The organism is Xanthomonas sp. D-99, assembly GCF_017746145.1.
Lineage (GTDB): Bacteria > Pseudomonadota > Gammaproteobacteria > Xanthomonadales > Xanthomonadaceae > Xanthomonas > Xanthomonas cissicola.
This window is the reverse complement of the sequence record NZ_JAGHWU010000038.1, coordinates 1-12,457: the sequence shown is the minus strand read 5'-3', so window position 1 is coordinate 12,457 and position 12,457 is coordinate 1. Positions and strand designations below refer to the sequence as shown.

Sequence of the window (12,457 nt, the reverse complement as noted above, 5' to 3'; positions counted from 1 at the left end):
GTTCGCTTCGAATGTCGCCTTATTCGATGCCGTCGCTCGGGGTCACTGCACTGCGGCGCTGATAGGCCGCGCGCCGTGCGTTGGCATTGTTGGCATGTTCGCGGTCCAGACGATGCACGTTACCGCCGAGCACCTGCTGGTCACGCTGCCGCTTGCGATACACCGCGTAGCCGATCAGACCCAGGCCTGCGACCGCGGCAGCAACCGTGACGGCCGGGTTGCGCTTGACCAGTTTGCTGGCAGCCTTGCCACCGGTGCGCACGGCACCGAGCGCGGCGCCGGTCTTGAGCCATTCGCTTGCGCTCGGTCCGAAATGACGCAGGCTGCTGCCGGCGTTGCGGGCCTGATCGCCCGCGTTGGACGCGGCGTGACGCAACTGGTCGCCTGCAGTGCCGGCCAGTTCCAGGGCACGCTCCAGGGCGCGTTCGGTGATCACAGTCAGCTTGCTCATCGGAGGCGTTTCCTTTCTGAGTACGTGATCTGCAGTCTGTGCGCTGATGCGTATAGGCGGCGTCAGCGGAGCTGGGTGCCGTTTGGCTTACGGTTAGGTAGCGCGCCGCGGGTCGGTGCCTCTCAGGTGCCGCGTGGTTTTGCTCGGTGGGTTGCTGAAGCCGTCCAAGGGTCATCTGGCCACGGATGCCTCGGATACCGCCCCTTCATCTCTTTTTTTACGTCCGGATACGTATTCGCCCAGAAACTCTTCAAGTCCTGGGTCACCTGCAGCGGCCGCCCGCCGGGGGACAGCAGGTGCAAGGTCAACGGGATACGGCCGTCGGCGATGCGTGGGGTTTCGGCCAGGCCGAACAGTTCCTGCAGCTTGACCGCCAGCACCGGCGGTAGCGGTTGGCTGGCGTGGTCGAGGGCGTAGCTGATTGGTCGCTCCATGCCGGAGGGCACGCTGATGCGTGTGGGCGCATGGCGGTCGATCGACTGGCGGCCCTCCCAGGGCAGCGCGCCCTTCAGCGCTTCGCCCAGGCTGGCTTCATCCAGCGCGTCCAGGCGGGTCTTGCCGGCGAAGGCCGGGCGTAGCCAGGTGTCCAGCGTCTCCAGCAGCGCTGCATCGGAGAGATCGGGCAGCGCCAGCTCGGGCATCCATCTCCGCAGCGACTGCACGCGTGCGCGCCATTGCTGCAGGTTCTCCGTCCACGGCAGGGCGTCCAGGCCGAGTTGACGCACTGCGTCGGTGAGCGCGCCTGCGGCATGCGCCGGATCGACGCGGCCGGCCGGGCGGCTGTCGAGCACGATACGGTCGAAGCTGGATTGGCGGCGGGCGACCAGCGCGCGCCTGTCCGCGTCCCACTGCACCACGTCCTGCTGCACGAAGCGCTCGGCCAGGCTGCGACGCAGGTAGGCTTCGTCCACCGGCGCGGCACGCAGCAACAGCGCATCCTTAGCTTCGTAGCGCAGCTCGCTGGCCACCAGCCACGGTTCGCCGCGCAGATCGCTATGGTCGAACAGGCGCGCGCTGCGGCCGTTGGCGAGCAGGTAGCGCAGCGGGTCGGCGGGGTGGCGTGCGGCGATGCGATCGGGGAACGCATGCGATAGCAGGTCGCCGAGTGCGTGCGCTTCGACGCTGGATGGCGGGACGCTGTCGCAGCGCAGCCGGCGGCGCCATTGTTTGGCGGCGCTGTCGATGGCAGCCAGGCCACCGCGATTGGCGTCGGCCGCGCTGCGGCCCTGACGAAATGCCGCCAGCGCCCGCCAACGCGCAGCCAGCCCATCGCCACCCTGGCGCAGCGGATCGCGTGCTTCCAGCAGCGCGGCCAGATCGCAGGCCAGCGCGACACGCGTCGCCTCGCCGGCCTGCGCCAGCATCGCTGCCAGGCGTGGGTGCGTGCCCAGCGCGAGCATGCGCCGGCCGAGTGCGGTGACGCCGCCGCTTGCGGTGAGCGCGCCCAGCCGCTGCAGCAGCTCGTGCGCGGCGGCCAGCGCGCCACTGGGTGGCGCATCCACAAAGCGCAGCGCGCTGCTGCCCCAGGCGGCCAGTTCCAGTGCCAGGCCGGCCAGTTCCACTTGCGTGATTTCGGCGCGGCGCTGCGGCTCCAGCCGTTGCGATTGCGGCCACAGCCGGTACGCCCAGCCGCTGGCGACGCGCCCGGCGCGGCCGGCGCGCTGGTCGGCCGAGGCCTGCGCAATGGCCGCTACGTCCAGCCGCGAAAATCCGCTGTTGGGGTCGTAATGCGGCTCGCGCGCCAGCCCGCTGTCGATCACCACGCGTACGCCAGGCAATGTGACCGACGACTCGGCCACGTTGGTGGCCAACACCACGCGGCGGCGGCCTTGCGGGTCGGGCTGCAGCACCTGGCTTTGCGCCTCCACCGACAGCTCGCCATGCAGCGGCAGCACTTGCACCGCCGAATCCAGCACATCTTGCAGTGCGCCGTGCACCCGCGCGATCTCGCGTTGGCCGGGCAAAAACACCAGCACATCGCCGGGATGTGTGGACAACGCGTGCTCCACCGCGCGGCGCGTCTGCGGCTCCAGCGCTTCGTCGCGGCGCGCCGGAAAGTGCGCGATTTCCACCGGGAAACTGCGCCCGGCGCTGCTCAGCCGCGGCGCTTCCAGGAAGCCGGCCAGGCGTTCGCCATCCAACGTGGCCGACATCGCCACGATGCGCAGGTCATCGCGCACTTGCGCCTGCACATCCAGCGCCAGCGCCAGACCCAGGTCGCCGGCCAGATGACGTTCGTGGAATTCGTCGAACAGCAGCACGCCGACGCTTTCCAGCATCGGGTCGTCCTGGATCAGCCGGGTCAGGATGCCTTCGGTGACGACTTCGATGCGGGTGCGCGCGGAGGTCCTGTTCTCGAAGCGGATGCGATATCCCACCGTCTCGCCGACCGGCTCGCCAAGCTGGCGCGCCATGAACTGCGCCGCGCTGCGGGCCGCCACGCGGCGCGGCTCCAGCATCACGATCTTGCGGCCGGCCAGCCACGGTGCGTCCAGCAGCGCCAACGGCACCTGGGTGGTCTTGCCGGCGCCGGGCGGCGCTTCCAGCACCAGCCGCGGATGCGCGGCGAGACTGTCGCGAATCTGCGGCAATAACGGGGAGATCGGAAAAGCGGGGTCGGTCATGCGCGGGAAGGATACGTTTCTGCTGCATAGAGTGCGACAGAGACCTGTGCGCCACTGCCGGCAGCCCGCTGCGTTCTGGCTCACCCTCATACAGCGCACGAAACGCTCCACGCTGCAGCGAAACATCGGGTGCGAGATACGTAATCGCAGCGCTAAATCGGAAATCCCCGTATCCACTTCGGTCAAGGTCTTTCCACAATCAGCAGGCCACTCCGCCAATCCAGAGACGCTATGAACGACTACGGTTCTTATCGCTACCTGCCTGCCGATGGTTGGTACGCTACCTATCCCCAAGCGACCGATACCGACCAAGTGCGCGTCTTCCAACGTGTGGCGCTATGGCGGGTTGCCCCGCACGGTACCATCGTGGGTCTGATCTCCTCGCCCGACGGCGACCAGGAGGACATCGAGTCGCAGCTTCTCAGTGCCCCGCGCGGACAAGGCGTCCACTACATCCACATGGATGATATGACCGAACAAGAACGCGAGCAGATCCGCAACAGACGTTTCAGCTGATCGCACCTGCTGCGTTTTGGGCGCCGTCACGCGTAATCTGACGCCTACGGTACGGATGGCGCACGGTCATTCGTACCGTGGTGGTGATTTAGGTCGTGCGTGCGGTTCTCAACAATGCTCTTGCGCCGGACAAAGGCCATCCGCTGGACAATCGCCAGCGGCCAAGCGCGTGCGCTGAAGATCATCCCGCTTCGCGCATCCGGGCGGTCAGGCCCTTGAGGAAGGCGCGCAGCAACTGGTCGCCGCAGGGCCGGAAATTCTTGTGGCCGGGTTGGCGAAACAGTGCGGAAAGTTCCGGCTTGGACAGCGGGAAACCGGCGCTGGCGAAGATGGCGTGCATGTCGACCTCCTTCAGTTCGAAGGCCACGCGCAGCTTCTTCAACACCAGGTTGTTGCCGACGCGGGTTTCCAGCGGGCGTGGCGGCTGGCTCTCGTCGCGGCCGCGGAAGCGCAGCACCAGGCCATCCAGAAAACGCGCCAGCATCGCATCGGTGCAGGGCTCAAAGCCCGGCTCGTCTTCCTTCTTCAGCCAGGCCTGTACCTGCGGCTTGTCGAGCGCGAACTCGGGGTCGGCCAGGTGGGTGATGTCCACCACCTTGTCGTCGCTGAGGTCGAGCATATAGCGGATGCTGCGCAGTACATCGTTGTGGATCATGACCGTTCCGGTGCCCCGGCCTGTCGCCGGAAAGCGGCCATTCTACGGGGCTTGAGTGAAACCGGTCTGACACGGTGCGCAGCGGGTCACCCGCGCTGGCAGTGCGATGGAAGCGCAGACCATCGTGCAGAAGGGTCCAAACGGCCTGCATTGCGGCACGACGCAGCGCTCAGCTGCCGCGGTAGGTGGAGTACCCGTACGGGGAGAGCAACAGCGGCACATGGTAGTGGCCGTCGTCGGCGATGCCGAAGGCAATCGGGATGCGGTCCAGGAACGGCGGGTCGGCCAGCGCCATGCCGGTGGCCTGCCAGTAGCGTGCCAGGTCGAATTCCAGCCGGTAGCGGCCGGGCTGCAGCGCGAGCGCGGCCAGGTCCGGGCAGCGGCCGTCGAGATTGGTGACGCCCTCGAAGCGCAGCGTATCGCCAGCGAACAGCCGCAGCGGCACGCCGGCGGCGGGGCGGCCGCTGGCGGTGTCCAGCACGTGCGTGGACAGCGTGCTCATGCCACCGCCTGGGTGCGCTGCGGCCATTGGCCAATGAATTCGGGTTGGTCGTAGGCCAAATACTGGTCGACGATGGCCTGGCGGTCGTCCAGGAACAACTGGTCGGCCACTGCGCGGGCCAGCCGCGGCAGTGCCACCTTCAGTCCGGACAGTGCCGCGGCCGACGGGCCGTGATTGATCAGCGCCGAATAGTTGAAGGCGAACAGCCCATGCAGCAGCGCGGCATCGTCGGGCGTGCGTGGCAGCAGTTCGAACCCGGGTCCCAGATAGGGATGTGCGTCCAGCACCGGATTGGCCTGGCCAGGCGGTGGCCGATAGCGGTCGCCCCAGCAGGCGATGCGCCCGGACAGCGCGGCCAGTTCCGGACGTAGCCGCGGATCGGTGACCAGGCCGGTGGCGATGGCAAGGAAATCGAAGCGGTGTTCGCGCTGCGGCGTGCGCACGACGATCTCGCCGTCGCGCTCGGCCACGTCCAGCCACGGCGCGCCAAGGTGCAGCGCGAAGCCGGCATGCGCACAGGCGCGCTGGAAGGTGTCGTTGGTGGGTGGTTGGTTGTGCGCGAAGAAGCTGGCCATCATCCGATACTTGTCTGCATCCGGCAGTGCCAGAAAACGCGGAATGATGCCGGCCTGTTCCATGTGCCGGAACGGATTGATGCGCGGCAATTCGCTGCGGCGCACGAACACCTCGGCACTGGCGACGCCTTGTTCGAGCGCAAAGCAGGCATTGTCGAAAGCCGAGGCGCCGCCGCCCAGAATGCCCACACGCTTGCCGGCCAGTGCGGCGAAATCGATGTGGCCGGACGTATGCGCGTAGCGATGCGCGGGCAGGGCGCGGCTGATCCACTCGGGCACCACCCACTGGCCGCCGCCCTGGATACCGGTGGCCAGGATCAGCTTGCGTGTGAGCAGGGGCGCGCCCATCGCCAGATGCAGGCGATGGATGCCCGGTGCCAGGTCCGGTTCCACCCGGACCAGGCGGGTGGCGTTGCGCACCGGCAAGCGCAGCGTTGTGCGATACCAGCGCAGATAATCCATCCAAAGCGCGCGCGGGATCTTGTCCAGCGCGTCCCATGCGGCGCTGCCGTATTGCGCTTCCCACCACGCGCGGAAGGTGAGCGATGGCACGCCCAGATCGATCGAGGTGATGTGCTTGGGCGTGCGCAAGGTCTGCATGCGTGCGTAGGTCACCCACGGGCCTTCCTGGCCGGCCGGGTTTTCGTCGATCACCAGCACGTTGTGCACACGCTCGCGTTGCAGCGCGAACGCCGCTCCCAGGCCGCTCTGCCCGGCGCCGACGATGATCACGTCGTAGACGTGCCCGCCCGGATGCACACGCGGTTGCACCCAGGCATCACCGCCGTGGGCCAGGCATTGCAGGTCGTGGGCGAGGGTACGTTCGAGGTGGGCCAGGCTCATGGCAGTGCCTCCAGGCGCAGGTGAACGATCTTGCCGATTTCGGCAATGGCGGTGGCGATCTCTGCGTTGCGCGATGCGTCCAGGCGCTGCTCCAGCGCGGCCAGGATGCCGGCCTTGTCGTGCAGTCGCACACAGATCACGAACGGGAATCCGAAACGGTGGCGATAGGCCTGATTGAGCGCGTGGAAGCGCTTGAACTGGTCTTCGTCGAGCCGGTCCAGCCCGGCCGAAGCCTGCTCTGCGGCCGATGCGGCAGTGAGCGTGCGCTCGAGCGCGGCCTTGCCGGCCAGCTCGGGGTGGGCGCGGATCAGTGCGACCTGATCTTGCGGCGATGCGTCGTAAACAACCTGCATCAGGCCGCTGTGCACATCGGCGAACGGCCGTCGCCGCAGCGCACGTTCGATCACCCACGGCGAGTGTTCGAACAGGTCGCGATAGCGCGCCATGAAGGCGGCATCGTCCAGCCCGGGGTCGTCGACCACGCTCATGCGTGCGTGCCTTGCAGCGAGACATGCGCGGCCACCACTTTCCAGCCGTCGGCAAAGCGCACCCAGCTCTGGCTCTGCCGCCCGCGTGCAGTACTGCCGTCTCGAATGAATTCGGCGTGGGTGGTGGCGAAATCGTGGCCGAAACCATGCACCTGCACATGCGTCAGCCGGCGCTGCGGCGAGCCACCGCGGCCGCTGCGAAATGCGCGGATCGCATCGATGCCGTACAACACTTCGCCCACGCCATAACGCACGGTGCTGGGCGCTGCATGGAACAGCGCATCCATCGCAGCGATGTCGTCGCCCATCAGCGCCGTTTCATAGGCATGGAAGGCGGCCGTCACTTGCGCGATCACCTCGGGCAGATCGATGTCGGCGCTTGCGATGCTCATGCCGGATGCACCTGCAGCCAATGGCGCGCGATATCGATGCGGCGCGCAATCCAGGCATCGCCGCTGGCCAGCACGTGGTCCACAAAGCGCGCCAGCGCTGCCGCACGCGCCGGCTTGCCGACGATGCGCCCGTGCAGGCCGATCGAGAGCATGCGCCCGCCTTCGCTGCGCAACTGCTCGAAGCTGTCGCGCAGATAGCGGAAGAACGGCTCGCCATCGGCAAAACCGTTATAGGCGACGAATTTCATGTCATTGGCATCCAGCGTGTACGGCACGATCAACTGCGCGCGGCCGTGGCGGCTGTCGTAGTACGGCACGTCGTCGGCGTAGCTGTCGGCGTCGTAGACAAAACCGCCTTCTTCGGCGATCAGGCGGGCGGTGTTGGGGCTGGTGCGCCCCTGATACCAACCCAGCGGGCGGCTGCCGGTGACGCGCGTATGCACGGCGATGGCCTGCGCGATATGCGCGCGCTCGGTGGCCTCGTCCACGTGTTGATAATCGATCCAGCGCAGACCGTGGCTGGCGATTTCCCATTCGGCTGCCTGCATCGCGGCCACCGCGTCCGGATTGGATGCCAATGCCTGCGCCACACCGAACACGGTCACCGGCACGTTGCGTGCGGTGAACAGCCGATGCAGCCGCCAGAAGCCGGCACGGCTGCCGTATTCGTACAGGCTTTCCATCGCCATGGCGCGGGCGCCGGGCTGCGCTTGCGCGCCGACCATGTCCGACAGAAACGCCTCAGAGCCCGCATCTCCGTTGAGCACGCAGTTCTCCGCGCCCTCTTCGTAGTTGATCACGAACTGCACGGCGATGCGCGCGCCGCCGGGCCAGTGCGCCGCAGGCGGGCTGGCCCCATAGCCGAGCAGGTCGCGCGCGGCGTTCATGCCTGCGCTTCCGCATGCCAGGCGGCCAGTGCCGCTTCCACCGCCAGGCCGTGCGTGCAGGCATAGCCTTCGGCGCGCAGTACCGCTTCCAGTGCGGCCAGGGTGATCAGCACCTTGTGCTTCATCGCGTTGTAGCCCATCGCGCCGATGCGCCAGATCTTGCCTTGCAGCGGGCCGAACGCGGTGCCGATCTCGATCTCGAAATCCTCGCGCATGCGCCGGCGTACCGCCTCGCCGTCGATGCCGGGCGGAATCACCACGCCGGTGACATTGGTCATGCGATGCGCATCGTCGCCAAAGACCTCCAGCCCCAACGCGCGGATGCCGGCGCTGACCGCGCGCCCGGCCGCCGCATGGCGCGCGAAGCGCGCATCCAGGCCTTCCTGCAAGGCCACGCGTGCGCATTCGCGGGCGCCGTACAGCATGGTGGTGGCTTCGGTGTGGTGGTTGAGGCGCTTGTCCGACCAGTAATCCATGATCATCGCCAGGTCGAAATAATTCGAGGCGATGCGCGGGCCGCTGCCGTTGGCGATGTCGTCGCGCACGATGCCGCGTTCAACATGGCGACGCGCGAAGATGGCCGCGGCCGCGCGCTCGGACACGGTGATGGGTGCCGAGCCGGATGGCCCACCCAGGCATTTCTGCAAACCGCCGGTGACCACATCCACGTCCCAGCGATCGCTGGCGATGGGCATGCCGCCGATGGTGGCGGTGGCGTCCACATAACTCAGCGCGCCGGCTGCGCGGCATAGTGCGCCGACGCCATCGAGCGGCTGCGCCATGGTGGTGGAGGTATCGCCGTGTACGGTGGCCACCAGCTTGGGTGCCACGCGCTCGATGGCCTCGGCAATCGCGCCCAGCGGCAGCACCTGGCCCCACGGCGCATCCACGCTGTGCACCTCGGCGCCGAGGCGGCCCAGGATTTCGGTGAGCAACAAGCCGAAGCGGCCGAAGTTGAGCACCAGCACGCGCTCGCCCGGGCTGACCAACGAGACCAGCGCCGCTTCGATACCGGCGCGCGCGGTGCCATCGACCAGGAACGTCCAGCGATTCTCGGTGCCGAACAACGGCCGATAGAGCGCCATCACCTCGTTCATGTAGGTGGTCATTTCCGGATCGAACTGCCCCAGCAGATCGGCCGCCATCGCACGCAGCACGCGCGGATGCGCATTGACCGGGCCCGGGCCCATCAACAGGCGCTGCGGAGGATCGAGTTCGCCGAAGGTGTGCAGCTGACGCAGATCAGGTGACAAGGGGATCTCCCAGGTGGTCGATAAAGTGGCGCATGACCGCCAAAGCGATCTCGGCATCGGCCGGATCGACATGTTCGTCCGGATGATGGCTGATCCCGCCGGCGCAGCGCACGAACAGCATCGCCGTGGGACACAGCGCTGCCATCACCATGGCATCGTGGCCCGCACCGGAGACCAGGTGGCGCGGTGCGATGCCTTGCGCGGCAACCGCGTGTTCCAGGCGCGTGATCAGTGCCGGGGCGCAGGGGCTGGCGGCCAGCGTCTGCAGTGGCTCGATGGCGATGGCGACGCCGCGGTGGATGGCGATCTGCGCCAGTGCCTGTTGGATCTGCTGCACGGCGGCGTCGCGGCTTGCATCGCTGCCCGCACGTACGTCCATCGAGCAGTCCACACGCCCCGGCACCACGTTGGCGGCGCCGGGCGCCACCTGCAGCTTGCCGACGGTGGCGACCAGGTCGCTGCTGCCAGCGCGGGCGATCCGTTCGATGGCCAGCAGCGCTTCGGCCGCGGCGCTCAAGGCGTCGCGGCGCAGCGCCATGCTGGTGGTGCCGGCATGTCCGGCGCGACCTTCGAAGCGCAGGGCGAAGCGTCGTTGCGCGGCGATGGCGCTGACGATGCCCAGCGGCACTCCTTCCGCTTCCAAGACCGGGCCTTGTTCGATATGCGTTTCCAGATACGCCAGCACGCTGCCCGGGGCGCGGGCGGCGTGGTGCACGTGGGCGATGTCCAGGTTCCACGCGGCCAGCGCGCTGGCCACCGTGATGCCGGCGGCATCGGTGACCGCCAGCGCGGTGGGGTCGAGCGTGCCGGCCACCGCGCGGCTGCAGAACATGGACGCGGGAAAGCGCGAGCCTTCTTCGTCGCCGAAGGCGATGACCTCGATGGCAAACGGCAGCCGGCGTCCCTGCGCATGCAGCGCGGCGACGCATTCGATGCCGAGCAGGATGCCGAGCGGGCCGTCGTAGCGCCCGGCATCGCGCACGCTGTCCAGGTGGCTGCCGATCAGCAGCGCCGGTGCGTCTGGCTGCGTGCCGGCGTATCGGCCCACCAATGTGCCCAGGGGATCGATGCGCACCTGCATGCCGGCCGCCTGCATCCAGGTGCCTACCTGTTCCACCGCGGCACGGTGGGCAGGACCAAGCCAGCCGCGGAATAGCCCGGTATCGCTGTCGCTGTAGGGCCCAACGCCCAGCGCGTCGCAGCGTGCCACCGCACGCGCACCGCCAGGAGCAGCGAGGTCGGGAGCGACTTGGCGGGACGGCAGGGCAGCGGGCATCGACGGACCAACGGGGGCTCGCGGAGGGCGCAAGTGCAGTCCGGGAGCAGGTGGGAGAGGTGGCGCCTCGACTATAGGGAGGCAGTCCTGTCGCCATCAAAGAGTTTTTTCGCGGGCTTGGGCTGCAAAAAATGCAACGCGGGCTTGGCCCGCTGGCATGGGGCTGCCGGCGCAGGCATGCCCCTGCGAGGACTGCATCCTGCGAACGCGTGCGCGTGCCAGCGGCCCGTAGGTCACGTCTTGCCCGCACCCGTCGTCAGCAACGCAGCGGACGCACCGCACCGCCGCGGGTGCCTGCATCACGCGCAGGCCATGCGAACACCCCGTGCGAAGGAAAACGTCGGGAAAAAGCGCGCACGTGGGCGGAGACGGCTGGTCGTAGAGTTCGGGAGGATCGCACTGCAACTGCATCTGCTGATCGACTGCATGGCGCTGCTGCGGTCAGGCGCGCGTTCGCGCGCGTGCGGCAGCCAACGGCATGACCGGGCTGCCTGGCGCCGCTCAACCGCCGTCCGCACATCCAAGGTCGTGCCGTAATGCAGCCACGCACTCGTCCACGAACGTGCGCACCTTCGACGAGCCGCGGCGGCCTTCGACATAGACCACGTGCACCGGTTCGGGCGCGATCTCGAAGGCATCCAGCACGCTGACCAGCGTTCCGTCCTGCAGGTGTTGGCGAACCTGGTAGGACGGCACTTGTGTGAGGCCCCACCCATCCACCGCGGCAACGATGGCGGCGTTGAATGCGCTGACGCTCAGGCGCGAGGCAACCTCCACCTCATGCGCACGTCCATCCAGACGGAACGCCCACCTGGGCGTGCGTTCTGCCGCAGCGGTGGAAATCGTTGCGTGCTGCGGCAGCATGTCCGGGTGCTGCGGTATGCCGTGTTCTGCAAGATAGCCGGGCGAGGCACACACCATGCGACGGACGCTGCCGACCAGGATGGCAGTCAGCGACGAATCGGGCAACGTGCCGATCCGGATCGCCACATCGATGCCTTCTTCCAGCAGCGGCACGACACGGTCCACCAGCAGGGCACGGGCGCGCATGGCCGGATAGCGGCCGAGGAAGTGCGCCACGACAGGTGTCACATGCAGAGCGCCGAACATCTGCGGCGCAGTCACGGTGAGCAAGCCGCTGGGAAGCGCATGCAGGCCGGCGGCGCGGCTTTCGACATCCTCCAGCTCGGCCAACAGGCGCCGGCAGTCGCTTGCATACTGCTGCCCTGCCGCGGTGAACCGCATGGTGCGTGTGCTGCGCACCACCAGCAGCACGCCCAGCCGCGATTCCAGCTGAGCGATGGTGCGCGTGACCGTGGCGGTGGAAATGCCCAGATGGCGCGCCACACCCGCAAAGCTGGTGTGCTCGGCCAGCGCGGCAAACAGCGTCATTTCCTGGATGCGGTCCACCTGCGCCTCGTCTTCGACAATCACCTTCGACCGGGCACGCAGCCTAGCAGCCCGATGTGATCAACCCCTGGATGCCATATGCGCCATGCAGCGCATGCGAACGCAACAGTGGTTGCGGCATTGCGCGCGATGCAATGCTACATTGAACGCCAGGGTGGTTCTCGTGCCAGGCCGGCGCACCTAGCATGGCCGACATTGCACACGCGTTGCCGCACCCGCATCTGCGCCGCCCCATCCATCAACACCCGCCGGCAACATGCGCCGTCGGTGGACGCGCGTCGCTCCATCCTGCGCCTGTGCTGGGTTGGCACCGCACTGTTGCTGGGGGCCGGCAGATTGCGTGCAGCCGACAGGTGCGGCGCCCACACCCCATTACTGACGGAGGCAGCATGTCCCACGACGCCACCCAGCGCATCAGCTATCGCACCGAGCAGGTTGGCGATGTCGAGGTGTTCTATCGCGAAGCAGGGCGCAAGGACGCGCCGGTCCTGTTGCTGTTGCACGGGTTTCCCAGTGCCAGCCACATGTTCCGCGACCTGATGCCGTTGCTGGCAAGCCAATACCGTTGTCAACAACAACTTCAAA

General features: G+C 67.6%; 12 protein-coding genes and 1 pseudogene. 2 read left to right on the top strand and 11 right to left on the bottom strand.

Features of this window, described 5'->3' with window-relative positions:
* Positions 1 to 19: 19 nt before the first annotated feature.
* Together J7360_RS13990 and hrpB are read right to left on the bottom strand one after the other, a co-directional pair.
* Positions 20 to 451 (bottom strand): hypothetical protein, encoded by a 432-nt coding sequence (locus J7360_RS13990; protein WP_209034095.1) that lies wholly within the window; start codon positions 449 to 451, stop codon positions 20 to 22.
* Between the two features lie 122 nt (positions 452 to 573).
* The gene (gene hrpB / locus J7360_RS13985; protein WP_057658522.1) at positions 574 to 3,075 is read right to left on the bottom strand and encodes an ATP-dependent helicase HrpB; all 2,502 of its coding nucleotides are present in this window, start codon (positions 3,073 to 3,075) and stop codon (positions 574 to 576) included.
* 231 nt (positions 3,076 to 3,306) lie between these two features.
* Here hrpB and J7360_RS13980 point away from each other — a divergent pair, with 231 nt between their 5' ends.
* Positions 3,307 to 3,591 carry a hypothetical protein gene (locus J7360_RS13980; protein ID WP_057658525.1) on the top strand — a complete coding sequence of 95 codons (285 nt, stop codon included), beginning with the start codon at positions 3,307 to 3,309 and terminating at the stop codon, positions 3,589 to 3,591.
* Between the two features lie 181 nt (positions 3,592 to 3,772).
* Here the strand turns inward: J7360_RS13980 and J7360_RS13975 are convergent, their stop codons facing one another.
* The 9 genes from J7360_RS13975 to J7360_RS13935 form a co-directional block, all read right to left on the bottom strand.
* Complete coding sequence (locus J7360_RS13975; RefSeq protein WP_057658527.1) at positions 3,773 to 4,246, bottom strand: DUF1456 family protein; 474 nt, start codon at positions 4,244 to 4,246, stop codon at positions 3,773 to 3,775.
* Positions 4,247 to 4,415: 169 nt separating this feature from the next.
* Positions 4,416 to 4,775 carry a hydroxyisourate hydrolase gene (gene uraH, locus J7360_RS13970; protein ID WP_081022932.1) on the bottom strand — a complete coding sequence of 120 codons (360 nt, stop codon included), beginning with the start codon at positions 4,773 to 4,775 and terminating at the stop codon, positions 4,416 to 4,418.
* Positions 4,745 to 6,166, bottom strand: a complete 1,422-nt coding sequence (gene hpyO / locus J7360_RS13965) for an FAD-dependent urate hydroxylase HpyO (RefSeq protein ID WP_057658529.1) — start codon at positions 6,164 to 6,166, stop codon at positions 4,745 to 4,747. Before hpyO ends, uraH begins: the two co-directional genes overlap by 31 nt.
* Positions 6,163 to 6,654, bottom strand: coding sequence for a 2-oxo-4-hydroxy-4-carboxy-5-ureidoimidazoline decarboxylase (gene uraD / locus J7360_RS13960; protein ID WP_057658531.1), 492 nt, complete (start codon positions 6,652 to 6,654; stop codon positions 6,163 to 6,165). The genes hpyO and uraD overlap by 4 nt, the downstream gene beginning before the upstream one ends.
* Positions 6,651 to 7,046 carry an oxalurate catabolism protein HpxZ gene (gene hpxZ / locus J7360_RS13955; protein ID WP_057658533.1) on the bottom strand — a complete coding sequence of 132 codons (396 nt, stop codon included), beginning with the start codon at positions 7,044 to 7,046 and terminating at the stop codon, positions 6,651 to 6,653. Before hpxZ ends, uraD begins: the two co-directional genes overlap by 4 nt.
* Positions 7,043 to 7,933, bottom strand: coding sequence for an allantoinase PuuE (puuE, locus tag J7360_RS13950; protein ID WP_057658534.1), 891 nt, complete (start codon positions 7,931 to 7,933; stop codon positions 7,043 to 7,045). Before puuE ends, hpxZ begins: the two co-directional genes overlap by 4 nt.
* A complete protein-coding gene (locus J7360_RS13945) occupies positions 7,930 to 9,186 on the bottom strand; it encodes an alanine--glyoxylate aminotransferase family protein (RefSeq protein ID WP_057658537.1) in 1,257 nt (418 codons plus the stop codon). Before J7360_RS13945 ends, puuE begins: the two co-directional genes overlap by 4 nt.
* The gene (locus J7360_RS13940) at positions 9,176 to 10,396 is read right to left on the bottom strand and encodes an allantoate amidohydrolase (protein WP_254894390.1); all 1,221 of its coding nucleotides are present in this window, start codon (positions 10,394 to 10,396) and stop codon (positions 9,176 to 9,178) included. Before J7360_RS13940 ends, J7360_RS13945 begins: the two co-directional genes overlap by 11 nt.
* Positions 10,397 to 10,963: 567 nt before the next feature.
* Positions 10,964 to 11,896: a LysR substrate-binding domain-containing protein gene (locus tag J7360_RS13935; RefSeq protein WP_209034094.1), complete on the bottom strand. Its 933-nt coding sequence runs from the start codon at positions 11,894 to 11,896 to the stop codon at positions 10,964 to 10,966.
* A 365-nt stretch (positions 11,897 to 12,261) separates the two neighbouring features.
* Between J7360_RS13935 and J7360_RS13930 the strand changes: the two are divergent.
* Positions 12,262 to 12,457 (top strand): annotated as a pseudogene (locus J7360_RS13930) (alpha/beta hydrolase); the annotation flags it as partial.